The organism is Candidatus Omnitrophota bacterium (assembly GCA_028716245.1).
GTDB lineage: Bacteria > Omnitrophota > Gorgyraeia > Gygaellales > Profunditerraquicolaceae > UBA6249.
Genome location: JAQUQW010000001.1, coordinates 264,283 through 290,716 on the forward strand (window position 1 = coordinate 264,283; position 26,434 = coordinate 290,716).

Sequence of the window (26,434 nt, forward strand, 5' to 3'; positions counted from 1 at the left end):
AGAATAAAGATGAAGATAGCACTATATTGCAGGGTATCGAAAAATGATGAATCACAGGACCCGGGTAATCAGATTAATCCCTTAAGAGACTATGCCCGGGCCCTCGGGGGAGAAATTACGCATGAGTATGTTGATATGTCTTCTGGCAGCAATGGCGATCGGAAAGAGTTTCTTAAGATGTTTGATGATGCAGATAAGCGAAAATTTGACCTGTTGCTTATTTGGTCGCTTGATAGGTTAAGTAGAGAGGGCATATCAAATACCCTTGGCTATATTGAGCGTCTTAGAAAGAACGGAGTTGCTTTAAGATCTCTGCAGGAATCGTGGGTTGATACGAATGATGGGCCCGGGGAAGTAATGATCGCAGTCCTTGCTTGGGTGGCGAAGCAAGAGAGAAAGCGGATCGTAGAGCGTACTAAAGCAGGCCTTGAGCGCGCAAGAAAAGACGGCAAAAGATTAGGTAGACCGAAAGGCAAGAAAGACAGTAAGCCAAGAAGGAAATCAGGTTATCTTTTGAGGTATCATAAAAGATAACGAAGTGATATAATAATAAACATGAGATTTCTCTAAAGCATCAAAAATAGTAGTATGATAAAATGACGTATAAAGACATTAGGGAGTTCCTAAAGAAACCTACTATAAGGAAAATTCTTTTTTTCCTGTTAGCAGCTATCTTGTTAAGATGGGCAATAAGCTCGGGAACAGCTAAATTAAGCAGGTCCTTGTATCGTATAGAAGATTCTTTAAATCAAATCGATAATTCATTGGTCGATATAAATCGAGCAATACTTTTGAAATAGTAAGTTTTCCCCATATTATCAGAGAAAAAAGACGAGATTACGAAGAAGGTGAGAGAAGGGTTAAAGGAATGCCAAGGAATAGCCGGTATTTGAACCCAACAGTCTGGGGGGAGATAGTTGAACGTCGCCCCGTTAACTATCCTAAAAAGATAGAAAACAAGATTGCTTCACATTTTCTACCAGACCAGGAAGAATCCGCATTGCAGGAGACTAGAGAGTGCGTTTCTCTTTTGGCTGGTAGATTATCTTCAAGTATAGGTTCAAAAAAGGCAACCCCAGAAGAAGTAAATAAACTCGCTGATAAGCTTTTCTGTGAACTGGATATTGGCCTTAACGATAAACAGAAAAATAACCTCAAGAATTTAATTAAGAATTCACTATCTCAGGAGAGTACATTCGGGAAGGAAATAGATACTTGGGTTAAAGAAGCAGCACTAAAGGCGATAAAAATCGCGTCCCAAACAAAAACATCTTCATCTATAAAAGAAACAAAAGTAGACTTATCATTAATCAGTAAAAGAGCTAAAATTGAAGATTTCTTTTCGGAGAATATAGTAGGTGCTTATAAAGATCCGTTAACCCTCAAACGCACAGAAAGTATTTCTCGATTTAAGAGATTATATGAGAGTATACAGTCTTTAGAGAAGGAATTAGAGTTTTTCTTGCAACAATCCTCCCACCCAGATACAATTCAACTTAAAAAAGAATTCCTATGGTTTCCTTATTCATCATTCCCTGAATACGCCAAATCTCTTGGCAGTCAACCTTACACCAATATAACATTACAAGCAGTGGATGATTCAATCTATCGTCTCAAAATAATATGTGGTAAGCTCATAGATGATCCTGGTAAACCCGGTATAGGTCACCCTGCCATTTTTAAAACTGTTTATGGTTTAGCTGATGTCTGGAAGAAATATACAGGGAAAGAACCAACCCTTATTAATTATCCTGATTACAGTAAAGGTCCGACTCATGGCCCATTCCTTGATTATCTCAAAGAATCTATTGAATCCGTTATTCCTTTAGAGAAACATATAAGTCTCCGTAATATCGCCAAAGAAGTCATTTCTCACCGCAAACGTATGGCGAAAACCTCTCCAAAATAGCCACAAAAAACACCATTATCTAAGATTGAAAGAATTAATTATAATTTAGCCGTGATGATTGAATAAATCAAAACGGTTTTTTTATTTAGAACTCTTCTAAGTTTTAAACTGGTAGGAGAATCGAATGAAAAAAGAGAAGCGAATCAAGAATAGAACGAGCGTAGAAAGCATTCTGGCAGAAGCGGGTTTCTACGGCCTGACTGAAAAAGACCTTGCTAACAGAGAAAAATTGGATGAGGTCTGTATCCGTCTCAATGCAGATGTTCAACTCAAAAAGAAGCATCAACCATTATATTTCGCCCAAATGTCCTCTAAACCTGTAGTAGGTGGTTAATATGCAAACAGTGCAAGAGCGGAAATATTATTATAAATCAAAACTCGCATTAGTCAGAGATGCGGAAATAAGTGACGTATTCCAGTTGGCAAGCAATGTGCGTGAAGCGGATATCCGAGAGATATGGAAATCACACCATATGACTCCAGAGACAGCTCTTCTGGGTGGGTTCCAAGAATCTGAATTATGTTTTACCATAGAGCGCAACGAAAAGGCGATCGCAATGCTGGGAATTTGCCCTCAGACTTTACTTGGCAATTCTGCAATCATCTGGCTTCTGGCTTCTCCGGAATTGGAGAAAATACAAAGAGCCTTCATAAAGCGTTCAAGATATTTTATAAAAGGAATGCTTCAACGCTACCCCATGTTAGAGAACTGGGTAGACATGCAGAACGTTCAGTCTATTAAATGGCTCCGCTGGTGCGGGGCCAAGATAGAAGAACCAAAACCTTATGGTATCGAAGGCAAGCTATTTTGTTATTTCTATTTTAGGAGGACATTATAATGTGTGTTTTTGCCGCGGCAATACCGATAGCAACTGCTTTCGCAACAAGCGCAGCAGGTGTCACTACGGCCGTAGCGGGAACAGCCGGGATGACCGCTGCCGCAGCAACAGCAGCTAACTTAACATTAGCGGCAGCAGGTTTAGCCGCTGCAAGCGGAGGTTTATCGGCCTACGGTGCGTACCAACAAGGCCAGTCTCAAGACAAATATTACAAATATTTAGCCGACCAAAACGCCCGCGAAGCAGAAGCAGCGGTAAAAACTGCAGATCAGCAAACAACTATACTGCAGAATGAGGCAGCCCAAAAAAGTAAAGAATTAGCAGGAGATATCAAGACTGTTAAAGGTGCTCAGAAAGCGGCCATGGGGGCCTTGGGGATCTATGGGGTCACAGCTGACGACATCTTAGGAGACACCACAAACAAAGCTAAGCTTGATGCTGCCAACATCCGCTACAATGCTGACATTCAGTCCTGGGCTGTAAAAAAAGAGGCGGCCGAAAAGGGGTGGGCATTGAATAGTCAGGGCAACCTATTTAGAGCGGCTGGCCAACAAGCAAAAACAGCTTCATATTTAAACATAGGTACCACTTTGCTAGGGACTGCCGCATCGATAACGGGAATAGACGCATTTAACAAACGCTGGTACCCAGGTAAATTATATTGAGAGAAATAACATGAGTATAAAAGTAGTTCCATACGAAAGACAGATTAATAGAGTAACCCCGAGCATATCGGCGCCTCAAGAATTAAGACCGCCCCCGGGAGCCTTTGGAACAGACGTTGCCGAAGCAACTACTAAACTTGGCGAGACAGGGATGAAGATAGCCAGTCTTATAATTCAAAGAGCACAGGAACGTCAAAAAGAATTAATGGTAAGGGATAACCTGAATAAAGATACTGCATTTGGTCAAACGATGATGGATGTTCAATACAATAATGAATTAGATGATAGTGGTAAGCCTAAGGGATTACTAAACCGAAAATTAGAACAAGTTCATGGGATAACCCAGGAATTCAATCAGACATATTATACAATGAGAAAGCAACTCCTTGATGGTGTTAAAGATCCGGAGCAGCAAGATGCTTTAGCCAAAATGCTTGATTCCAGATTTGAGTCTATTCAAAGTAGGGTAGCCAATCATGAACGTCAGCAAACGGATGAGAGTATCAAGGTTGCTCACGAATCCAGCCAAGTTCTCCAGGAAAATGATGCTGCACAACTGCGAGACACTCCATCGTTGATTAATGCAATAGGTAAAGCTGTAGTTTTCAATGACGATTATAATCGGTTTATGGGCTATGACGAGAATACCGCACAAGTAAAGAACGGCGAGGTAGCAACTAAAATAGTAAAATCAGCGGTATTGGCTACTTTCAATACAAATGGCCTTCTGCCGGCGCAAAGACTTTTAAATGATGTGCAAGATAGGATTCCAAAATCTGCTTTCGATGATTTAAGTAAACAAATCGAGATAGACGCGAAGCAAACTACTGAACGGGCGAGATTCCAAGCAATGGTTGCTCAGGATCAGACTGAATCGGGTTTGATAGATAAATACTTTAAAGGCGAGCTTACCAGAGACGAGGTTAAACAACTCCACTTTAATAAAAAAATATCCGATGGATTTGCAACGACGATGATGAATAATCTGAATAGTTTACAAAAAATAGGGGCAAAAACCAAAGCAAGTACTTTTAATGATATTGCGGAGATGATGGTTGACACAACAAAGAAGCCAGCAGATATCAGGATGAAACTTTTGCAAAAAAACGCTACTGGTGAATTAACAGATAATGACTTTCAGGTTTTGTATACTTTCAATCAAAGCGTAACCAAAGATACAGTTGACAAATCCCTACCTAAACGTACCTGGTTACAGCGGTTATTTAATAACGGTAAAGATACTGGATTAAGGCAGGAAGTAATAACCGATATGTTCAAGCAATATATGCAAAGAGTAAACACTGGCGAAGATCCGGCAAGGGCAGTAAGCGAAATAATCTCTACTCATCTGGACAATCATTTAGCAGAAGAAGCAAAGAAACCTAATAGGCAATATGCTGTTAATCCGGCCACAAAACAAAAGATATATTCTGAAGATGGCGGATTGACTTGGTATGACGAAAAAACTAATAAGCCGATAAAATAAAATGTTTGGCCAAGAAACCGAATTAATATGACACACCTTTATCCCTTAGATGACTGGATAGAACATAAACTTGAAGGGACTGGATGTGTGTGCGAGCCGAGACTTGAGATAGAAGACGGAGAAATGATAGTGATACATAACGCAGCAGACGGAAGAGAAAAATGTCCATACCCGCTGGTTTTGAATTAGAGGAACAGGCAGCAGTTACCCCGGAAGCCTCAGGAGTAGAAACGGCCACGGCATCTTTGCCTTCTGGTTTTGTTCAGGAAGATAAGGTTATCCCCGAAATTAGACAGGCGCCTCAATCCGGAATGTTTGATAAGATGATAAATTTCTTTAAAGACCCTGAAAGAGATGTTGCAAAAGCACAGAATATCTATGCTTTATCGGATGTTACGGGATTACCCTTAAGCGAAGTAAATAAGAATTATGAAGTATTGCGCCGTTCCGTAAAAGTTACCGGCATTACTCCTGATTTGGATAGAAAAGAATTTATGGGGATGGCTATGCTTCCTGCAGTGGCCGCAGGTGCGGTAACTAATCCAATAGGCACAGCTGCTGGATTGATTGCTTTCGGGGCCTTGGATAAGGCAATCCCTACTGATAAGCTCATAAATAATTTAAAAGAACAAGGAATTAGCGACGAGGTAACTACGACCATAGAATTGGCCGACTTTATCGGTAAGGCTATGATTGTGGGCGGTGTATTTAATAAAGCCCCTAAATTAGCAGAGGGATTTTTAAGACATAAAATTACCGGCTATAAAATGCCAAATACTATAAATTTATCTGCCGAGCAAGTAAGAGATATATATCAAACAGGTAGGTTAACTACTCCTGAGCAGCAATCTTTATTCGGTAGTTTGGGATTAAATAGTTATGATACGCGTGGGGCATTAGAACACGGGATAAATATCAATATGCCGGCAGAAAAGATTGTTACATTAACAGATAAGCCTTATTGGGCTAAAGTTAAGGGTATTTTTGGGGCCGAGCCCGCTGTTGAAACAAGAGTAGATATAGCAGGAAAACCCATCCAGGCCCCAGCGGGTTTAATTGAAGGTAAAGTTGAAACGCCTATACCTGCCATAAAACCGCCTGATTTATCCACCGAGCAAAGCAAAATAGATTTTATGGCCCAGAAGATCAATGAACATAAAGCCCTTTCTACTGAAGAAATTTATAACCGCGCAGAGGTATTAAGTAGGAATATGGAAAATTGGACGGAAGAGCAGGGATTAGAAGCCGAGGTTCTTAATAGAGAGTTAAACCGGCGCGAAGCTAAAGAGCCAATAAAAATATCCGATGAAGAAGTAGATGAACTTACCGATAAACTTTCTGCGAAATTGGATGTTACTCTTACCGAAGACCAAAAAAATAACCTGGAGGATCTCTCCAGAGAGATGCTTGCGCAGGATAAAGTATCAGGAGAAAAAGTAGATAAGAGATATAAAGAGGCGGCATTAAAGGCGATAAAAGAAAAAAACATCATTACGGGGAAACCGCCAATAGAGCCTCCAAAGGTCATAGAAGGGCAACCACAACAACCCTCTGGTGATCCCGTCCAGAAAGTTATCTCTGTACTTAAGGAAGCTAAATCAGTAAGAGGAACACAGGAAACTCTCTATGCTAAAGCCCGCGCTCAGAAGTTCGCCAAGATGCTGGCGGTAGGGAAAAAGGTAAGAGGGGAAAAAGGTTATTATGCACAATTAGGAGCGTTGAAGGGTGAGTTGCCTAAAGCCGAATTTGAGGCGATCCGTAATAAGCTTACTCAAGAAGACATAGATATTCTTTTTAATATGGTTAAGGATAGCCCAAAAATAGGCGAATGGGATAAATTATCAGCCAGGGAAGGCCTTGGAAAGTTATTCGGAGAATATGGCGGCAAGGTCCCTACGGAGAACGAAGTATCTTTGCTTAATAAAGTATTCGGTGAGGAATTTACAAAAGCTATTTTAGAAAAGAAACCTTTATTTGAGAAAGTAAAATATGTTTTGAATCAGACAATAAACATTCCTAAATCCATCATGGCTTCTTACGATTTATCTGCTCCGTTTAGACAGGGGATATTTTTAATTGGAAAACCTAAACAATTCTGGGGTTCATTTAAGCGTATGTTTGGGGCCTTTAAGAGCGAAGTCGCGTTTAACGCAATCCAAGACACAATTATTAAAGACCCTGATTTTCAATTAGCCCGCGACAGCAAGCTTTCTCTTACGGACATGGATGTTTTACTCGGCGAAAGAGAAGAGGCATTTTTATCAAGTTGGGCTGAAAAAATACCTCTTGTCGGGATAGGTATTAAGGCCTCTAATCGGGCCTATGTAGGTTTTCTTAATAAATTAAGATTTGATGTTTTTAAGGATTTAGTAGATAAGGCAGAATTATCTGGACTTAAAGCACGAGAGAATAGGGATTTATCAATGGCGATAGCAGATTTTGTTAATAACGCTACCGGCAGAGGAACGCTTCCGGGCGGGTTACAAAAGGCATCAGTAACACTTAATTCTTTTTTCTTCTCTCCGCGGCTCGTTATGTCAAGGATAAATCTCCTTAATCCTGTTTATTATATTAAGCAGGACCCTTTTGTCAGAAAGGAAGCCTTAAAATCTCTGTTGGCTTTTTTAGGATTCGGGGTAACCGTTTTGACTTTAGCAAAGATGGCAGGATCAGAGGTTGGCACAGATCCCAAGAGTTCAGATTTTGGTAAGGTAAAGATAGGTAATACTCGCATCGATGTCTGGGGTGGTTTTCAGCAATTATCTGTAATGGCCTCTCGGATTATAACTGGCAAGATTGTCAGTTCTACCACAGGCAAGGAGATGACTTTAGGCGAAGGCTATAAGCCGATGACAAGGGCTGATATTATTCAGCACTTTATCGAATCAAAAGAATCTCCAGTAGCCTCGTTCATTACTTCTTTATTAAAGGGCCAGGATGCAACCGGACAAAAGATAGATATACCAAAAGAGATAGGACAAAGATTCGTTCCAATGGTTATTCAAGATATGTACGATATTTTGCAGGAAGCGCCCGGGTTATTGCCAGTTTCTTTATTGGGAATATTTGGAGTGGGGATTCAGACTTATAAACAAGGAACTTATCGGTAAACAGGTGGCGGTAGCTTTATTATATGTTGGAGTAGCCAGATGATACCCAAAATTAAAGTAAGCTTAACCAGGAATTCTTTAGACCATATTTTTTGTAGTAGAAGCTTAATTTTCATCACGCTTTTAATATAGCAGGGATCCTTAATTATTGCAATAAAGAAAATGAGTAGAGCCAAAGAAAAAGTAGGAAAACGTAAGTCAGTAATTGAGAAAGTTCGCATATGCTGCCCGGGCAAGATTTCTGCGCTTGAGCGATCTAAGCTTCATGCGCAAAACCTGCTTAACAAAGTAATTCCTTTTGAGATTTGGAGCACAACTGAGAAAAGGACGGAATCAGAGATTAAAGTATATTGGTTAGTAGTAAACGGACTTAAGAAGATTACCAAAGAAGGGCAGCCAGAGGAGTTAAAATGTCACGGCAGAAATTAACTTCACGACAAAAGAAGTTTGTTGATTTATACGAAGGTAACGCTACTAAGGCGGCTATTAAGGCTGGATATTCAAAGAGAACGGCTTATTCAATAGGCCAGGAGAACCTGAAGAAACCTGAAGTCATAAAAGCTCTGCAGGAGCGTGAAAAAAAGGAAACAGGTCCCTTAATAGCTGACAGGATAGAACGACAGCAGTTTTGGACTTCTGTATTAAGAGGCAAGATAGGAAAGGTTAGGAAAGTTAAGATGAATGACAGACTGAAAGCTTCAGAATTGCTGGGGAAGAGTGAAGCTGATTTTACGGAAAAGGTTTCGCATGAAGGCTTAAATAACCTGGCTGAGGAACTCAAAGCAGCTCGCTTAAGGAGCGGCCAAACTCAGCCATGCCAGACATCGCGGTCCACGAAGAACAAATAAAATTAGAGAATCAGTATTAAAAAGAGAAGCGCGACAGAGAGAAATAAGATGAAGAAAAGCACACCCACAAATAGCCCTAAAGTTTTTAGGTCAATAAGCCTCCAGCTGGCCGCAGCGCTCCTTACGGATATCTCCGAAGCGACCTTTATCGGTCTCGAAAACAACACCTTAGAAAAAGATAGAAAGGTAATCTTAATAGCTTACCCGGAGTCAGCGGAGCTCGGGTTCAAAAGGGTACTTGATGAGTTTGAGAGTAAGACTTTATGCGTAAACCTGTTTTATTATAACCGGAATCTTAATTTTCTTAGGGACCGGATATTCAACAGGAAGGTGGATAGAAAAATTGGCTAATCCACAGAAAGAAAACGGACATACCGATATCGCAAATGAGATAGTTGAAATCTTGGCAAGGATAAATTTCAGGCCTTATGAATCCCGTACGCTTTGGGCTCTTTGGCGGAAAACCTGGGGATGGCATAAAAAAGAAGACAAGATCAGCTTAACGCAATTTCAGGCATTAACAGGATTGGAAAGAAGACACCAGCATAAGGCATTAAAGACACTTATCGAAAAAAATATCATTACCCGCAATACGGATAGCTATGTTGTAAGCTATAGTTTCCAAAAGGATTATACCCGTTGGAAAGTAGTGCTTAAACAAGCACCAGTTAGTGATGTTCTAAGTAGTGCATATTTGAGCACTACCCCAGTGCTTAAACAAGCACCAAAAGTAGTGCCTAAATCGGCACCCACAAAAGAAAATAAAGAAACTATACAAAAGAAAGGTAATTTTTCTAATCATCTTTTAATTTTTAAAACCCAGATTATTCAATTAGCGGAGCAGTATTCCGGAAACATAGATCTAATTAAGCAGCATCTTTTTAAAGATGGCTATACTGAAAAGCAGATAGAGGAAGCCTTGAATAAGTATATTACTACAATTAGCAAATAATCCTCCCAGCTAAGGTATAGGTATTTTGTAGGGAGGAAAGTAATAAAAACTAGGGTTAAATAAACGACCGATTATTTGGTAAACATGGGAAAGATAAAAGGGCAATTAGAATACGAGAAGTTTAAAGAAAGCAAGCCGTTAACCCGGAAAGAGGCGATCTTGGCGCAATGTTATGTATGCAACGGGGAAGATGAGGGCGGTGAGGATTGCCATGGGTTAAGCTGTCCGTTATACCGATTTCACCCCTATAAGCAGGGGAAAGGTACTGTTGCGCCAAGAAAATCGATTCTACGCGCTGAAAGTGGCAGTTCTATGGCTTCTCAAGGCAAGGAAATGGCAGGTGTCGGGGTTAGTAGCTTAGTGGTGGCAATATGATTAAGGAAGCGATAATGACAGAGCGGGGATGGGATGCTTTAGAGATAAAGCTCAAGGCCCGCGGTCTATCTGGTCCGGAAATACAGGAGGCCCGGAAATCTTTTCAGGATGGCATAGAAACTTTGTGTAAAATGTTTTTACTGAACTGTTCAGTTGATAATAAACCTGTTGTTTAAGGTTGGATATTATTATATACTGATTCCCATAAAACGGCGTGAGGCGTTAGAATGAGAGTTGCGTTATATACCAGAGTAAGTACGGAGGATCAGGCGCGCGAAGGTTTCTCTCTTGAAGTGCAGAGGACCTATCTTCTGCAACACGCGAGAAATTCCGGCTGGGAAGTTTTTTGCAGCATATCAGGCCAGGATGTTTATATGGATGATGGATATTCTGGCGGTACTATGGATCGGCCGGCATTGCAGAGGCTTCTATTTGACGCGCGTAATAAGCAGTTTGACCTGGTGTTGGTATATAAGCAGGATCGTTTGAGTAGGAAACTGAAGGACCTTCTGGCACTGCTTGAGGAATTTGAGAATCTGGGTATAGGTTACAAATCAGCTACAGAACCATTCGATACTACGTCCAGCGCGGGCAAGATGGCAATACAAATGCTCGGCAGCTGTGCGGAGTTTGAACGGAATCGTCTCGTTGAACGCGTTTTCCCCGGGATGGTAGTCGGTGTTAATAAAGGACACTGGCAAGGCGCACGCTATGCGCCGTATGGATATCGCTATAACAAAGAGATTAAGAAACTGGAGATCTATCCGGAAGAAGCAAAGATTGTAAAAGAGATTTATGTTATGTATCTTGGTGGTAAGAGTACTTCACAAATTGCCGGGCATTATTATGCTCTTGGGATTCCTTCAAGGCAAGGAGGGAAATTTTATAACAAGTTTATCTCTAATATCCTGCAAAATAAGGCGTATTTAGGAATATTGGTATGGAATAAACGGCACTATGACACGAAAGCGAAGACTAAGAATGGAGATGGCAAAGGGTATCGGTACGTTAATAACGATTCGTCCAAGATAATAGAGGTGTCTAATACCCACGAGGCGATTATTACTCAAAAAGAATTCGATGAAGTTGCCAGGCTTCTTAAGCGTAACCGGACTAATAGCGTAGTTAGATTCAGAAATAACGTCTATCATTTATCTGGTATTTTGAAATGCAATGAGTGCGGAGGTAATTACCGCGGAATGACCGCGACTGTTAACCACCGGACCAAGGACCGGCGGCCGTGGTATAGGTGCTCTTCCAAAGGAGTGCCGTATATTAAATGTAGCAATAAATCAGTTACGGCAGACGCTATCAACAGACAGGTATGGGATATTGTGGATGTGGTAGCGCGAAATTTACACGTCCTGGAGGCACTCGGAGATATGATTAAACTGAGCGCCTCTGAGCCTGAGCAGTTGTATGTGGAGCAGCTGGAAGAGAAAGAAACTCTCCTGCATAAAAACCTTGAGAAACAGAAGGGGCTTTATGAGGTATTCGCCTCTGATAGTATCAATCTTGAGATTTACAAAGAGCGGGCCGAGATGTTACGGAACGAAGAGAAGAAGTTCAAGCAAGATATAAAAGCGGTTCAGTTAAAGATTCTGGAGAAAAGGAACGCGGTCGATCTGACGAAGGCGGCGCAGGACTTTCTTTTACGGCTGCGGAGCAATCCGAGTAATGTACAGATGGACTACCTGGTTAAAACCTTTATGCGGATTCTCTTTAAGTCTATCTATATTCAGAACCAGGAAATCGTGAAATTTGACCTTAATCAACCTTGGAAGATGTGTTACGAAGAAGGGACAAAATGGCTGAAAACAGAGCAAATACAGGCAGTTCCGGAGGCAAAAGCCCGAAGAAGTTACGAGTGCTTTTGCGCACCTTCGGATGCCAGATGAATGAGCGGGATTCAGAGGTGATCGGCGGTTTGCTCAAAAAATCGGGTTATCAAATCAGCGCAAGCGATAAAGAGGCGGATGTTATTATTTTTAACACCTGTTCAGTACGCAAGCACGCTGAAGACAGGGTGTGGAGCTTAATCGGCAGTTATAAGGGCTCTAAGATAATCGGCTTAGTTGGATGTATGGCCCAGAATTACAAAGAAAAAGCTTTTGAGCGGGATACCAATATTAGTTTTGTTGTCGGACCGCAGGATATTGGGAAGATTCCGGAAGTGCTTGGTAAGATATTAAAAACAAGGGGACAGTCCCCGTCCGAGGACAGTCCCCTTTTATTGGAACGCAAGATTTGGGAGACAGATAGCATTAGCCGCCCCGAAGAAATTTATCATACTGAATTTTATCAGGATAAAAATCATGCCCATGTAGTTATTTCCGAAGGATGCTCTAATTTTTGTTCTTATTGCGTAGTGCCTTACGTGCGCGGGCCGTTGCGTCATCGTAGAAGTAAAGATATCCTGGTTGAGATTCAGGCTGCCATTGCGCGGGGAATAACCAGGGTGACACTTTTAGGCCAGAATGTTAATGCCTATTTAGATGGGAAAATTAATTTTAATAAGTTGCTTGCGCAGGTTAACGGCCTTGGCGGCCTAAAGGAGTTTGATTTTTTTACCTCCCATCCTAAGGACGCCAATACGGATTCTTTTAAAGCAATCCGTGACCTGGATAAATTAGTTAAGCGATTGCATTTACCGCTGCAGTCAGGCTCAGACAGGATTCTTAAATTAATGAATAGAGGGTATTCGGTAAAAGAATACTTGGATTTAATCGATTCTTATCGTAAAATTGTTAAAGGCGGCTTGTTGACCACGGATATTATCGCAGGGTTTCCGACAGAGACTGAAAAAGAGTTTAAGGAAACTTACAATCTGGTTAAAAAGATAGAGTTTAACGCGGCTTATCTTTTTAAGTATTCATCCCGGCCGGGAACGCAGGCGGAAAAAATTGGCGCAGACTTAAGCAAAGAAGAAAAAGAAAAACGGCATAAACAGATCCTGGATTTACAGAGGGATATCTCAAAAAAGTTAAGACAGAAACATGCAGATGGAAAAGAATAAATTATTATTTGTATCTTTAATTTTTTTTATAATTCCCGCGATAGCTCAGGCGGCGGATTTGGACAGCTTGAAGGCTGACTTCTTGCAGGGAAATTATCGCCGGGTTATTTTTGAAGCCCAGCCGCTTGCTGACAGGGCTGATGCCGGCAAAGCTGAGGAATTAAATTACATTTTAGGTTTAAGCTACCTTAAGGAAGGCAAATTAGAGCAAGCTCATGACTGTTTTAAACATATTTTAAGTACTTCATCCGGCAAATTCAAGGCGCCTGCAAACCTGGGCCTGGCCGATACTTATTTAATGGCTGGCAGATTTCAGGAAGCTCGGGATATCTACGATAAGTTGATCGTTGATGATTCAGACAGCAGCCAAAAGGCGGCGGTATTGTACCGCTTGAGCCAATTAGAGTTTAAAAAAGGCGATATTCAGCAAGGCAATGATTATTTGTTTAAGTTAAGAAGGGAGTTTCCTTTAAGCCCGGAATTAAGATTGGAAAAAGGGTTGTCTTTAATTACTCCGCCAGCTCCATCGGTAAAGGATACCGGCGCAGAATATTCTGTACAGGTAGGTTTTTTTACCAATAGCAGCAATGCGGATATTCTTAAAAATAAATTATTGGCTGGAAATTACCCTGCTTATCTGGAAGATTCCGGCGCAGGTTACCGGGTAAGAGTTGGCAAGTTTAAAACCCAGCAAGAAGCATTGGAATTAGAGGGCAAACTTTCCAAAGAAGGTTTCCAAACCAAGATTTGTCCGTAGTATCTTATGTTAAAAAAAAAAGATAATTTTTCTGGTTGGTCCTACCGGTATCGGTAAATCCGCGGTAGCCATAAGCCTGGCTAAAAAAATCAACGCCGAAATTGTTTCTTGCGATTCGATGCAGGTATACCGGAAGATGGATATCATTACTTCAAAGGTCGCTTTAGCGCAAAGGAAAAAAATCAAACACCATTTACTCGGGATACTTAATCCCACTCAGGAATATGATGTTGCTAAATACCGCCAAGACGCCTTGTCAATTTGCGAAAAAATATTTTTAAAAGGCAAGATCCCCCTGTTCACCGGAGGTACCGGGCTTTACTATTCGATTATTATTGACGGATTATTTCCCGCAGTCCCGCAGGATAAAATAATCCGGACGAAATTAAATAAACAGTTAGCGCTTAAGGGCAGCGCGTATCTTTATAAAAAATTAACTGAAATTGACCCGCAAGCCAGCGCCAAAATCCACCCTAATGATGCCCGCAGGATTATCCGGGCCCTGGAAGTTTATTTAAAAACCGGCAAACGGATTTCGCTGTTACAGAAAAACAGGATCGGGCTGGGCCAGGAATATAAAATAAAGGTTTTTGGATTAAACGCGAAGAGAAAGTTTCTTTATGATCGGATCGACCGCAGAGCCGATGAAATGTTTGATTTAGGATTAATTAACGAAGTTAGGAGACTGCTTAAACAGAAATTAAGCAAGACTGCTGTTTGCGCAATCGGGATCCGCCAGCTAAAAGGGTATTTCGACGGCCTGTATTCTTTAAGCGATGCCCGGCGCCTTATTCAGCGGGACAGCCGCCATTACGCTAAACGTCAGCTTACCTGGTTTAGAAAAGACAAACGTATTGCTTGGATTAATATTAAGGAAAAAGAAACCCCCGGAGAAATTGCCAAACGCATTTATGCCAAAATTCTACGATAACTATGGAAAAAGCCCTCTTAGTCAGCATTCAATTAAAAACAGATAAAGGCCATTGGCGCATCGAAGATATTTCTTCGGAGCTGGAGGAGTTGGTGTTTTCAACTTCGGTTGAGGTGGTTGAGAATATAATTTGTATCTGTGATAAAGCCACCGCCAATTACCTTATCGGAAAAGGCAAGGTTGAGGAGATCAGCCTTATCGCCAATGAAGAAGGGGTGGATACGGTAATCTTTAGCCATGATTTAAGCGGAACGCAGCAACGCAACCTGGAAGAGGCGATCGGTAAAAAAACCATCGACCGCACGCAATTAATTTTGGATATTTTTTGCCGCCGGGCCAAGAGCCCTGAAGGCAAAATGCAGGTAGAATTAGCTCAATTGCAGTATTTGCTTCCGCGTTTGAGCGGTAAGGGGATAATGCTTTCAAATTTAGGCGGCGGTATCGGTACCCGCGGCCCCGGCGAAACCAAGCTTGAGGTTGACCGCCGCCAGATCCGCAAAAAGATCGATAAATTAAAGAATGATCTTAAAGCATTTGGGTCCCACCGTTTGACCATGCATAAAAAAAGGGAGGCAAACAACTTGCCGGTAGTGGCGCTGGTTGGTTATACCAGCGCGGGCAAATCTACGCTGCTTAACCGGCTGACCGAATCTAATCAGGTTACCTCGGAAAAATTATTTACGACCTTGGACCCGCTCTCTAAAAGCCTGCAGCTTCCTAACGGGCAAAATATTATTGTTTCCGATACGGTGGGGTTTTTGCATGATCTTCCGCACCATTTAATCGAGGCTTTTAAAGCAACATTAGAGGAGGTTAATGACGCGGATTTATTAATCCATGTTTTAGATGTGGCTAACAGCCGGCTTTATCAGCATAATCAGGCTGTGCTTAGTGTTTTGGATGAACTGGGGATACATGAGAAGCCGATCTTAACGGCTTTAAATAAAATTGATTTAGTCGAGGATCGCTCCTGGCTGGAAGTTTCCCGAAAAGATTTTTCCGATTCTATCCTTTTGTCTGCCAAGACAGGAGAGAATTTAGGCGCATTGATTGAGCGGATCCAGGAGTATTTTTCCGGGCTCATGCTAAGTTTAAAAATAATCATTCCTCATGGCCGGATGGAACTGGTAGACTTTTTTTATCGGATGGCCAAAGTAAATAAGATCGATTATCTGCAAGAGGGGGTAAAGATTGATTTAAATATTCCCCGTAAGCTTTATGATAAGATCGCCCAAGACAAAGATATAAAAATTATAAATTAGCACTCTGGTGATTTAACTGCTAATATTATTGACAAAATAGAAAATTATGTTAAAATCACCACTTAACGTCAAACTGTTATATAGGAGATAAAAAAGTGCGTAGTGTTGATTATAGCTCCCGGAGAAAGTCAGTTTTAAACGCGGCGATCAACCGGTATATCAAAAACGCGCTTCCCGTGGCTTCTGATGAAATCGCCGATGAATTTGATTTAAGTTCGGCAACGATCAGGAATATTTTTTCCGAACTTGATCAGTCTGGATACTTAAAACATCCTTATACCTCAGGCGGCAGGGTTCCTACAGACAAGGGTTACCGTTATTACGTCGATTTCCTTATCCAGCAAATGGAGCTTATGGATGATGAGAAGCAGCGTATTCTTAAGGATTGTAAAAGGAAGATGCGCCGGCTTGATGATACCCTGGAGAACACCTCAGAGGTAATCTCCGAGATTACCCATTACGCCGGGATTGTTTCGTTTTTAGAGTGGCAGGATAAGATTTTTTACAAAGGGATCAGCCGGATATTGGATCAGCCGGAGTTTAGGGATGCTGATAAGATCCGCCTTTTGGTCAGGTTGATGGAGGATAAGAAGCGCCTATTGGATATCATTAACCGGGATTTCTCCGGTAAGGTGAAGGTTTATATCGGGAGTGAACTGGGTTTTCCGGAAATGGAGAGTTGTTCTTTGGTTGTCTCCAGCTTTAAGCTTAAGAACCAGCCATCAGGGAGGCTGGCGGTATTGGGCCCGATGCGTATGGAATACAATCATATTATTCCGGCGATGGAATATATTTCCGATGTTTTAAGCCAGGTCTTGGAGGAGTTTTAAAATATGGAAGAGCATAAAAATAATAAAAAAGAAGAAAAAACGGTTACCTTAAACGAAGCCGAATATTTGGCGCTTTTGGAAGAGGCAAAAAAAGGCAAGGATAGCTGGGACAAAATGCTCAGGAATCAGGCTGACCTGGAAAATACCCGTAAGCGTTTAGACCGGGAAAAACAGGAATTTATAAAATTTGCCAATGAAGGTTTGGTGCTGGATCTGCTCAATGTGCTTGATGATCTTGAGCGGACGGTTAATTTAGCGGAATCAACTAAACAGGATCTGGCCGCTTTTTTAAAAGGCGTAGAGATGATCCTGGCACATTTATATGAAATGTTAAAAGAGCATGGAGTAAAGCCGATTGAGGCCGAGGGTAAAATATTTGATCCAAATTACCACGAAGCCTTAATGCAGGTTGAAAGCAAGGATTTACCGGAACATACAATAATTGAGGTTTTACAAAAAGGATATTTAATTCACGAGCGGGTACTGCGTACCGCTAAAGTAAAAGTTTCGAAAAAAACGGGAGGTTGATATGGCAAAGGTGATTGGTATTGATTTGGGGACATCTAACTCAGCGGCAGCGGTTATGGAAGGGGGCAGGCCGGTAATTATTCCCTCGGCAGAAGGCGCCGGAGTTGCTTCGGGTAAAGCTTTTCCTTCTTATGTAGCTTTTACTAAAGACGGACAGCGTTTAGTCGGTGAGCCGGCAAGGCGCCAGGCAGCCATTAACGCCGAAGGGACAATTCAAGCGGCTAAGCGCAAGATGGGTACGGATTTTAAATTCAAAGTTTATGGCAAAGAGTATACTCCGCAGCAGATTTCAGCGTTTATATTACAGAAAATTAAACAGGATGCCGAGGCTTATTTGGGAGATAAGGTTGAGGATGTGGTCATTACCTGCCCGGCTTATTTTAACGATAATCAGCGCCAGGCAACTAAAGACGCCGGAGAAATCGCGGGGCTAAAAGTTTTGCGGATTATCAACGAACCTACAGCCGCCTGTCTTGCTTATGGCTTGGAGAAAGCAGGCAAAGAGCAGAAGATCATGGTTTTTGATTTAGGCGGAGGTACACTGGATGTAACAATTATGGAAATGGCCCAAGGTGTGTTTCATGTACAGTCAACCAGCGGGGATACGCAGTTGGGCGGTACGGATATGGATCGGGTGCTTCTTGAATATATTGTCGGTCAGTTTAAGCGCGAAACAGGTATTGAATTGATGAATGATAAGATGGCAGTCCAGAGGGTGCGCGAAGCAGCGGAAAAGGCTAAGATTGAATTATCTTCTACTGTGAGTACGGATATTAACCTGCCTTTTATTACCGCTGATGCTACCGGGCCTAAGCACTTAACCATGAATATTACGCGCGCGAAATTAGAGGATTTGGTTGGGCCGATCATTGAGAAATGCCGCCATCCTATGGAGCAAGCTTTGAATGACGCGAAATTAACCTCAAAAGAGGTTGACCGGATTATTATGGTCGGTGGGCCGACGCGTATGCCTATCGTGCAGAAATTTGTTGAGGATTATGTTGGTAAAAAGATCGAGCGTGGGGTTGATCCAATGGAATGCGTTGCTTTAGGAGCGGCAGTTCAGGCGGCAATTATTACCGGAGAGGTCAAAGACGTGCTTCTTTTGGATGTTACCCCGCTTTCTTTAGGTATTGAAACATTAGGCGGAGTAAATACCAAATTAATCGAAAGGAATGCCTCCATACCCACGCAAAAAAGCCAGATTTTTTCAACCGCGGCGGATAATCAAACCGCGGTTACCATCCGGGTCCTGCAGGGTGAACGTCAATTGGCAGATGATAATGTGGAATTAGGCAGGTTTGACCTGGTGGGTATTCCGGCTGCTCCGCGCGGTGTTCCGCAGATTGAGGTTAAATTCGATATCGACCGCGATGGGATCGTGCATGTATCTGCCAAAGATTTAGGCACCGGTAAAGAACAGTCTATCCGGATTAGCGCTCCGAAAAAGCTGTCCAAGGAAGAAATTGATAAAATGGTTAAGGATGCCGAGAGGTTCGCGGCTGACGACGCCAAAAAGAAAGAGGAGATCGAGACAATTAATCAGGCGGATAACCTGGTATATGCGACTGAAAAATCGTTAAAGGATTATGGCGATAAGGTGGGCCAGGCCGAGCGGGCGGATATTGAAGCCAAGGCCAATGATTTAAAGGCAGCGATAAAAGATAAAAATGTAGACAGGATCAAGAAAGGTATGGAGGAGTTAACTAAAGTTTCGCACAAGCTTGCGGAGGAAATTTATAAGCAGGCTGCCGCCAAACAGCAGCAGTCGCAACAAGGCCAGGCTGGGTCGGGTCCAGGGCAAGAGGATGCCACTGAGGGGCCGGATAAAGGCGCGAAAAAAGACGAGGATATTATCGACGCTGAATATAAAGAAGAGGACAACGACGGTAAGAAAAAATAAAGATGTCGGTTAAAGGTGATTATTATCAAATATTGGGAGTATCCAAAACCGCCAGCCTTGATGAGATAAAAAAGGCTTACCGGGAGATGGCGCTTAAATACCATCCCGATCGGGTTGCGCCCGAGCAAAAAAAAGAAGCCGAAGATAAATTTAAGGGGATTTCCGAGGCTTACGCGGTGCTTTCCGATTCTTCCAAGCGTGATCTTTATGATCAATATGGCCATGCCGGTATCGACCAGAAATACGCCCAAGAGGATATTTTTAGAGGCGCTGACTTTAGCAGTATCTTTAGAGAGATGGGTGGTGGTTATGGAGGGGGCGCCAGCATATTTGAAGAATTATTCGGTGATTTAGGATTTGATATCGGCGGTTCCAGGCAGTCTAGGGGCCAATCTGCCAGGCGCCGCGGCAGGGATTTGCAGATTGCGATTGAAATTTCGCTTGAAGAAGCATCTGTTGGGGTAGAAAGAATAATTACTGTGCCCCGTTATGAAAGTTGCGCCAGCTGTTCCGGAAGCGGGGCCAGGGCCGGGACAAAGCGGAGCGTCTGTCCGCAATGCAAGGGCGCGGGTAAAACAGTAGTTTCAAACGGTTTTTTTCAGTTGGCGCAAACTTGTTCGCGTTGCGGCGGGGAGGGCTCGACTATCGGCACCCCTTGTCCGGATTGCCGGGGAGAAGGCCGGGTTAAAGTTATTAAAAAAATTAAAGTTAAGATCCCCGCCGGAGTTGATAATGGCTCGCAATTACGCGTCCGGGGAGAAGGGGAAGCGGGTATAAATAGCCGGGGAGATTTGTATGTAGTTATTGAGGTCAGGGAGCATGATGTGTTCCAGAGGCATAATAATGATATTGCCACTTCCGTGAATATAAGTTTAGCCAAGGCTGTTTTAGGTGGAGAGGTTCAGGTTCCCACTTTAGGTGGAAGGTTGACGATGAAGATACCCGCGGGCACGCAGTGCGGTAAAACCTTTCGCCTTAAAGGCAAAGGTATTGCGGATTTGCATTCCCGGGAGCTGGGTGATGAGTTGGTAAAAGTAGAGGTGGATATTCCCACAAGATTATCTCCCCAGCAGAGGCAATTAATCGAAGAGTTTGCCCGTTTAAACGGCGAAGACCTAAGATCAAAAGGAAGATAATATGCCTACTTACGAATACGAATGTTTAGCTTGTAAACATAAATTTGAGATCTTACAGAGCATAACGGCAAAGCCCATGACAAAATGCCCAAAATGCGGTAAAAAGATAAGAAAATTGATCAGTAGTTCCGGAGGGTTTATCTTTAAAGGGCCGGGTTTTTACGCTACGGACTATAAGAAAACAGTTTGTCCTAAAACACAAGAAGGCTGCGCCGGCTGCCCCGGGCATCAGGGTAAATAAGCTTTTAATTTATTGTTTTTGTTATTTTCTGTGGTAGAATATTTTCTCTATGACTAAAATAAGGGCTTTTAAGTCAGTAGTTTACAACCAAGAAAAAATCGGGGATCTTAAACAAGTTGTCTGCCCGCCATATGATGTAATCTCTATCTCTGCTCAAGAGATGTTCCATGAGCGTTCGCTTTATAATTTCATTCACGTACTTTTAGCAAAAGATTCTCCTGACGAAGACAGATATCACCGGGCCGCAGCGATATTCCGGCAATGGCTTAAAGACAGCATCCTTATTCAGGATGAGCGGCCAAGCATATACTTTTATAGCCAGCAGTATATCATCCGCGGAGAAAAGAAAACCCGATTGGGATTTATTTCTCTGCTTAGGCTTGGAGATGAAAAGGGCTCTTCTGTTTTTGGGCACGAAAATACACACAGCGCAGCCAAGCTGGATAGGTTTAAGCTGATCAAGCAGGTAAAAGCAAACCTTAGCCCGATATTTATAATCTGCCAGGATAAGAAACGTATTATCCAGCGGATTTTTCAGAAATATATCCCTGCACAAACGGCCTTTATTGAAGTTACCGATGATGAAAAAACCGTGCATAAATTATGGCGGATAGATGATCCGCAGGTTTTAAAGGCTATCGAATCCGGCATGAGCGAAGAAAACATGTTTATTGCCGACGGCCATCATCGCTATGAGGTTTCCTGCGCTTACCGTGATCTTATGCGTGAAAAACTCAAGGAGCAATTTGACGGGGAAGAAGATTTTAATTATTGTTTAGCGTATTTCACCAATACTGACCCGCGCGGGCTGTCCATTTTAGCTATCCATCGCCTGCTCAAGTTAGATAACGGATTGGATATAAATGATTTTATCGCTAAGGCCAAAGAATATTTTGATGTTGACCCGGTAAAAGATAAAACGCGTTTTTTCTTCCTTCTGGAGAAAGCCGGCTGCACGGAGCACCTTATCGGGGTATATAAAGATAAAAAATATTTCCTTCTGCGTTTAAAGAACGTAAAGATCCTGGATAAGTTGATCGCCGAGAAGCCAAAAGAATACAGGGCGCTGGACGTGGCTATCTTCAATTATCTGGTATTAAAGAATATCTTAAAACTTGATTTAAATAACCTGCCGGATATAAAATATAGCCCGGACCCTTTAGAATTCTTAGGGGAGGTTGATAGCGATCCCTCAAATATCGCCTTTTTCCTTAATCCGGTTAAAATCGAGCAGATCATTAATGTTGCTTTGGGGGGCAATAAAATGCCTCCTAAGTCTACTTATTTTTATCCCAAGGTGCTTTCGGGGCTTTTAATCAATAAATTCGAGAAGGATTAAAAAGTGGCTTTATTCGGTAAACCAAAATACACGATAGTCAGGTTAAAGAAGAAAGAGATTCCCGACGGATTATGGACAAAGTGCGAGGAGTGCTCGGAAACACTTTATAATAAAACTTTGGAAGAAAATTCCAGGGTTTGCCCCAAATGCAATTATCATTTTGGGTTAACTGCTTACCAGAGAGTGGATTTATTGCTGGATAAAGATACCTTTACGGAGTTTGACAAAGATATGATTTCCGTTGACCCGCTTGATTTTAAGGGGCCGAAAACCTATAAGGATAAATTAAAGCAGGATCAGGAGGCCACAGGTTTAAAGGATGCGGTGGTATCCGGTGAAGGTAAAATTAACGCAAGGGGCGCGGTTATTGCCGTGACCGATTCACGTTTTATTATGGGGTCAATGGGTTCAGTAGTTGGCGAAAAGATCACAAGGTCTGTCGAATATGCCACCAAAAATAAGCTTCCTATGATTATTGTTTCCGGTTCAGGCGGCGGGGCGCGGATGTATGAAGGGATGTATAGCCTTATGCAAATGGCTAAAACCTGCGCTGCTTTGTGTTACCATCGTAAAACAAAATTGCCGTATATTTCAGTGTTAACCAACCCGACTATGGCCGGGATTATGGCTTCATTTGCCGGGGTGGGGGATATAATTATGGCCGAGCCTAACGCTTTAATTGGTTTTACCGGCCCCCGGGTCATCGAACAGACCATAAGGCAGAAATTGCCTATTGGTTTTCAGCGTTCGGAGTTTTTGTTGGACCATGGTCTTATTGATATGATTGTGCATCGCAAGAATATGAAAAATACTTTAAGCCAATTGCTTAATTATTTTAGTTAATTCTATATAATAATTTAAGTTTCTTTTTAATGAGGAGTAATTAAATGGCCCAGGTAAGTTTAAAAGATGTTTGTAAGGTTTTCCCCGGAAATGTGCTGGCGGTTAATAAAGTGAATCTAGGTATTGAAAATAAGGAGTTTATGGTCCTGGTAGGGCCTTCCGGTTGCGGTAAATCTACCAGCTTAAGGATGATCGCCGGCTTAGAAGAGATCAGCTCCGGTGATGTCTATATCGGAAATAAACGCGTTAACGATGTTCCGGCAAAAGACCGGGATATCGCCATGGTTTTTCAGAATTACGCCCTTTATCCCCATATGACCGTTGAAGAAAACATGTCATTTGGCTTGAGGCTTCGGCATATTCCTAAACCGGAGATCACTCAGCGGGTTAATGAGGCTGCGGAGATCTTGGGGATTAAGCGCTTGCTGAAACGTAAGCCTCGTGAGCTTTCCGGAGGCGAGCGCCAGCGGGTGGCAGTAGGAAGGGCGATCGTGAGAAAGCCTTTGGTTTTCCTGTTCGATGAGCCTTTAAGCAATCTTGATGCTAAGATGCGCGTGCAGATGCGCACCGAGATCCATAAGCTGCACATCAGGCTGCAAACCACGATTATTTATGTAACTCATGACCAGGTTGAAGCGATGACTATGGGGGACCGTATCGCGGTTATGAAAGACGGGATTATTTCCCAATTAGGCGATCCGATTGATGTCTATGATCATCCAAAAAATAAGTTTGTTGCCGGTTTCATTGGTTCCCCGCCGATGAATTTTATGCTGGGTAAGATTATCAAAAAAGAAGGCAAATTTTACTTTGATGAAGGCAAGATCCGGGTAAAACTGGTTGAAGACATGCATAAAAAGATGGCTAATTATGCCGGCAGCGAGGTGTTTTTTGGTATCCGCTCCGAAGATATTTATGATAAATTGTTTGTTTCCGAAGCCCCGCCGGAAAATATCGTCCGGGTAAACTGCGAAGTATTTGAACCTATGGGTTCGGAGGTTTATCTCTACCTGAACACAGGCAAGCATACCTTTATTGCCCGAGTCGGCGCCCATGACCGGCCCAGGGTTAATCAGGAGATGGACGTGGTTTTTGATATGAGCAAGGTGCATTTTTTTGACAAAAGCACCGAAGAAACTATTATTTAAGCTTCAAAGACTTACCTTAAAAGCTAAAATAAGCTTAATGCGGCAAAATACCATCCGTAAATTCTTCCTCCTTTTTTTAATTACCTTATCGGTTACCCTCTTAATAATAAACTCTGTTTTATTGCATCAAAAAATCAATCTTGCCGTTTTTTTGGTATTTATCTCAACCAATGTTTTTATTTTATTTTACTTGTTAAAAACATTCTCCAACCGCTCCTTACTTATCCATTCTCAGGATGAGCGTAGTCTAGAGCAAATAAATATTATCAAAGCCGAAAATAAAAAAGACCAGGAATTCGCTCTGGCGCTTAAATTTAAGATCACCCGTTATGATAATTTAAAAAAGGTAATTGAAGACCTTAACCGCAGTTTGAAATTAGATACCGTTATCCATGTGTTAAGCTCCGCTGTTTACTCTTTAATCTCAAATAATAGCGGATGTGCCCTGTTTTATCTGGTGAATAACCAGTATCAGAAGCTGAATTTGGCCTATTCCATAAAAGATGACAGCGACCTGGTTGTCCTTACTAAAGAAGGGGATATTTTTGATCAATGGGTCCTGAGGCATTCCAGCCAGCTTATCATTGAGGACCTGAAAAATGATTTCCGTTTTGATTTAGAGGCTCTGCCTAAGCAGGAGGCGCGGCCGGTATCATCTTTAATCAGTTCGCCGTTAATCAGTCACAACTCTCTGTTTGGCCTTTTGCGCCTTGAAAGTAAAACCAGCGGTGCTTTTAATCAGGATGATTTGCGTTTTCTCTCCCTAGTTGCCGATCTTGGGGCGGCAGCGGTAGAAAATAGTTTACTTTTTCAGAAGGAACAGGATTTGGCTATCCACGACGGTTTAACCGCGCTTTTTACAAAGCAGCATTTTATCACCAGGTTAAAAGATGAATCCAGGCGCCTCCTGCGCCTGGACCAGCATTTATCGTTAATGATGATCGATATTGATTTTTTTAAGCAATATAACGATAAATTCGGGCATACTGCCGGTGATATTGTTTTAAAGAAAATGGGGCACTTATTAAAAGATGCTTTAAGGGAATTTAACCCGCTGTTATGCCGGTTCGGAGGAGAAGAATTTTTAGTTATGCTGCCAGGGATAAATAAGCAGAAAGCATTGGGGATAGCCGAAGATTTACGCCGCAGGATTGAGAAGGAGAATATCGTGCTGCGCCGGCAGGATACGCATGTAACCGTTTCTATCGGGGTAGCCAGCCTGCCGTTTGACACAAAAGATGAAGATGAACTAATCCAGAAGGCGGATAAGGCGATGTACAGCGCCAAGGGGAAGGGAAGAAACCGGGTATGCTCTATATAATAGCATTTTTAATTTTAACCGTTGCCTGGTATATGTCATTACGCCGGATTTTTGCCGGACGCATCGAATATGAACAGGCAAAAAGTACCAGCCTGATTAATGAGCTTAAAAATTTGGTTGATTTAAAAAAACGCTTAAATTCGGAAAATGCCCGGCTGAATAAAGTATTCGCGGAAACCCTGGCGCTTTATGAATTGACCAAGGATATTTGTAAGCATCTGGATGAGGAAAAAGTTTTTACAACTTTTAACCAGAGCCTGAAAAAATATATCAGCATCGGCGATTGCCGCTATATAAAAGACGCCGCGGATTTGGTTAAATATAAAAATTATACGATCCTGCCTTTAGCTGTCGAAGAAAATCAAATCGCCGGTTATTTAGCGGTAGACAGGATTTCGCCAGCGGATAAAGAGAAGTTTGGGATCCTGGCCCAACAATTTTTAATCGGCTTAAGAAGAGCCTTGCTTTATCAGAAGGTTCAAGGAATGACCATTACCGATTCTCTTACCCAGGTCTACTGCCGAAGATATTTCCTGGAGCGTTTTAGCGAAGAGATGAGGCGTTCCAAGAAGAACAGGTTAAACTTAAGCTTCCTGATGATCGATATAGATAATTTTAAACGCTTTAATGACCGTTATGGGCATTTGGTCGGCGACGCTATATTGCGCCAGGTTTCTAAAACTATAAGTGAAGCGGTCAGGCAGATAGATTTTATCGGCCGCTACGGAGGAGAGGAGCTTTCGATCGTCCTGGCTGAAACAGACAGGGAGCAGGCTAATTTTGCCGCCGAACGTATCCGCCAGGCAATCGCCGCAGCGGCAATCAAGGTTTATGATGAAGAGTTAAAAGTTACCGTAAGCATAGGTGTTTCTACTTTTCCGGATAATACTTTGAATATGCAGGATTTGATTGAAATGGCGGACCAGGCTTTATACCTGGCCAAGGAAACCGGAAAGAACAGGGTTTGTTTTTCTCCCGCCTAATTATATCCTTGA

The 26,434-nt window shown here is 42.2% G+C and carries 28 protein-coding genes; all 28 read left to right on the forward strand.

Annotated features, from left to right (window positions below):
• Positions 1–9: 9 nt before the first annotated feature.
• Entirely contained in the window at positions 10–534 is a 525-nt protein-coding gene (locus PHG87_01470) for a recombinase family protein (GenBank protein MDD5476872.1), read from the forward strand.
• A gap of 334 nt (positions 535–868) precedes the next feature.
• Positions 869–1,909: a hypothetical protein gene (locus PHG87_01475; protein MDD5476873.1), complete on the forward strand. Its 1,041-nt coding sequence runs from the start codon at positions 869–871 to the stop codon at positions 1,907–1,909.
• 124 nt (positions 1,910–2,033) lie between these two features.
• Entirely contained in the window at positions 2,034–2,243 is a 210-nt protein-coding gene (locus tag PHG87_01480; GenBank protein ID MDD5476874.1) for a hypothetical protein, read from the forward strand.
• A gap of 1 nt (position 2,244) precedes the next feature.
• On the forward strand, positions 2,245–2,748 hold the full coding sequence (locus tag PHG87_01485; protein ID MDD5476875.1) for a DUF2833 domain-containing protein: 504 nt from the start codon (positions 2,245–2,247) through the stop codon (positions 2,746–2,748).
• The gene (locus PHG87_01490; GenBank protein MDD5476876.1) at positions 2,748–3,413 is read left to right on the forward strand and encodes a hypothetical protein; all 666 of its coding nucleotides are present in this window, start codon (positions 2,748–2,750) and stop codon (positions 3,411–3,413) included. Before PHG87_01485 ends, PHG87_01490 begins: the two co-directional genes overlap by 1 nt.
• 10 nt (positions 3,414–3,423) lie before the next feature.
• Positions 3,424–4,899 carry a hypothetical protein gene (locus tag PHG87_01495; protein ID MDD5476877.1) on the forward strand — a complete coding sequence of 492 codons (1,476 nt, stop codon included), beginning with the start codon at positions 3,424–3,426 and terminating at the stop codon, positions 4,897–4,899.
• 161 nt (positions 4,900–5,060) lie between these two features.
• The gene (locus tag PHG87_01500) at positions 5,061–8,009 is read left to right on the forward strand and encodes a hypothetical protein (GenBank protein MDD5476878.1); all 2,949 of its coding nucleotides are present in this window, start codon (positions 5,061–5,063) and stop codon (positions 8,007–8,009) included.
• 162 nt (positions 8,010–8,171) lie between these two features.
• Positions 8,172–8,438, forward strand: coding sequence for a hypothetical protein (locus PHG87_01505; GenBank protein MDD5476879.1), 267 nt, complete (start codon positions 8,172–8,174; stop codon positions 8,436–8,438).
• Positions 8,420–8,857: a terminase small subunit gene (locus PHG87_01510; GenBank protein ID MDD5476880.1), complete on the forward strand. Its 438-nt coding sequence runs from the start codon at positions 8,420–8,422 to the stop codon at positions 8,855–8,857. The genes PHG87_01505 and PHG87_01510 overlap by 19 nt, the downstream gene beginning before the upstream one ends.
• A 48-nt stretch (positions 8,858–8,905) precedes the next feature.
• Complete coding sequence (locus PHG87_01515; GenBank protein MDD5476881.1) at positions 8,906–9,208, forward strand: hypothetical protein; 303 nt, start codon at positions 8,906–8,908, stop codon at positions 9,206–9,208.
• Complete coding sequence (locus PHG87_01520; protein ID MDD5476882.1) at positions 9,201–9,809, forward strand: replication protein; 609 nt, start codon at positions 9,201–9,203, stop codon at positions 9,807–9,809. The genes PHG87_01515 and PHG87_01520 overlap by 8 nt, the downstream gene beginning before the upstream one ends.
• A gap of 84 nt (positions 9,810–9,893) precedes the next feature.
• Positions 9,894–10,184 (forward strand): hypothetical protein, encoded by a 291-nt coding sequence (locus PHG87_01525; protein MDD5476883.1) that lies wholly within the window; start codon positions 9,894–9,896, stop codon positions 10,182–10,184.
• Complete coding sequence (locus tag PHG87_01530) at positions 10,181–10,360, forward strand: hypothetical protein (protein ID MDD5476884.1); 180 nt, start codon at positions 10,181–10,183, stop codon at positions 10,358–10,360. Before PHG87_01525 ends, PHG87_01530 begins: the two co-directional genes overlap by 4 nt.
• A 51-nt stretch (positions 10,361–10,411) precedes the next feature.
• On the forward strand, positions 10,412–12,082 hold the full coding sequence (locus PHG87_01535) for a recombinase family protein (GenBank protein MDD5476885.1): 1,671 nt from the start codon (positions 10,412–10,414) through the stop codon (positions 12,080–12,082).
• Positions 11,992–13,200 carry a MiaB/RimO family radical SAM methylthiotransferase gene (locus PHG87_01540; protein ID MDD5476886.1) on the forward strand — a complete coding sequence of 403 codons (1,209 nt, stop codon included), beginning with the start codon at positions 11,992–11,994 and terminating at the stop codon, positions 13,198–13,200. Before PHG87_01535 ends, PHG87_01540 begins: the two co-directional genes overlap by 91 nt.
• Complete coding sequence (locus PHG87_01545) at positions 13,187–13,957, forward strand: SPOR domain-containing protein (protein ID MDD5476887.1); 771 nt, start codon at positions 13,187–13,189, stop codon at positions 13,955–13,957. Before PHG87_01540 ends, PHG87_01545 begins: the two co-directional genes overlap by 14 nt.
• Before the next feature lie 31 nt (positions 13,958–13,988).
• A complete protein-coding gene (miaA, locus tag PHG87_01550) occupies positions 13,989–14,888 on the forward strand; it encodes a tRNA (adenosine(37)-N6)-dimethylallyltransferase MiaA (GenBank protein ID MDD5476888.1) in 900 nt (299 codons plus the stop codon).
• Positions 14,889–14,890: 2 nt separating this feature from the next.
• Positions 14,891–16,150: a GTPase HflX gene (hflX, locus tag PHG87_01555; GenBank protein ID MDD5476889.1), complete on the forward strand. Its 1,260-nt coding sequence runs from the start codon at positions 14,891–14,893 to the stop codon at positions 16,148–16,150.
• Positions 16,151–16,245: 95 nt separating this feature from the next.
• Positions 16,246–16,980, forward strand: coding sequence for a hypothetical protein (locus PHG87_01560; protein ID MDD5476890.1), 735 nt, complete (start codon positions 16,246–16,248; stop codon positions 16,978–16,980).
• A 3-nt stretch (positions 16,981–16,983) separates the two neighbouring features.
• A complete protein-coding gene (gene grpE, locus PHG87_01565; GenBank protein MDD5476891.1) occupies positions 16,984–17,508 on the forward strand; it encodes a nucleotide exchange factor GrpE in 525 nt (174 codons plus the stop codon).
• Position 17,509: 1 nt separating this feature from the next.
• Complete coding sequence (gene dnaK, locus PHG87_01570) at positions 17,510–19,411, forward strand: molecular chaperone DnaK (GenBank protein MDD5476892.1); 1,902 nt, start codon at positions 17,510–17,512, stop codon at positions 19,409–19,411.
• Positions 19,412–19,413: 2 nt separating this feature from the next.
• A complete protein-coding gene (gene dnaJ / locus PHG87_01575; protein ID MDD5476893.1) occupies positions 19,414–20,547 on the forward strand; it encodes a molecular chaperone DnaJ in 1,134 nt (377 codons plus the stop codon).
• Position 20,548: 1 nt separating this feature from the next.
• The gene (locus PHG87_01580) at positions 20,549–20,788 is read left to right on the forward strand and encodes a zinc ribbon domain-containing protein (protein ID MDD5476894.1); all 240 of its coding nucleotides are present in this window, start codon (positions 20,549–20,551) and stop codon (positions 20,786–20,788) included.
• Between the two features lie 49 nt (positions 20,789–20,837).
• Positions 20,838–22,127 carry a DUF1015 domain-containing protein gene (locus PHG87_01585; GenBank protein ID MDD5476895.1) on the forward strand — a complete coding sequence of 430 codons (1,290 nt, stop codon included), beginning with the start codon at positions 20,838–20,840 and terminating at the stop codon, positions 22,125–22,127.
• A gap of 3 nt (positions 22,128–22,130) precedes the next feature.
• Positions 22,131–22,970 (forward strand): acetyl-CoA carboxylase, carboxyltransferase subunit beta, encoded by an 840-nt coding sequence (gene accD, locus PHG87_01590; protein MDD5476896.1) that lies wholly within the window; start codon positions 22,131–22,133, stop codon positions 22,968–22,970.
• Between the two features lie 44 nt (positions 22,971–23,014).
• Entirely contained in the window at positions 23,015–24,118 is a 1,104-nt protein-coding gene (gene ugpC / locus PHG87_01595; GenBank protein ID MDD5476897.1) for a sn-glycerol-3-phosphate ABC transporter ATP-binding protein UgpC, read from the forward strand.
• A gap of 37 nt (positions 24,119–24,155) precedes the next feature.
• Positions 24,156–25,439: a sensor domain-containing diguanylate cyclase gene (locus PHG87_01600; protein ID MDD5476898.1), complete on the forward strand. Its 1,284-nt coding sequence runs from the start codon at positions 24,156–24,158 to the stop codon at positions 25,437–25,439.
• Entirely contained in the window at positions 25,427–26,422 is a 996-nt protein-coding gene (locus PHG87_01605) for a GGDEF domain-containing protein (GenBank protein MDD5476899.1), read from the forward strand. Before PHG87_01600 ends, PHG87_01605 begins: the two co-directional genes overlap by 13 nt.
• Positions 26,423–26,434: the final 12 nt, after the last annotated feature.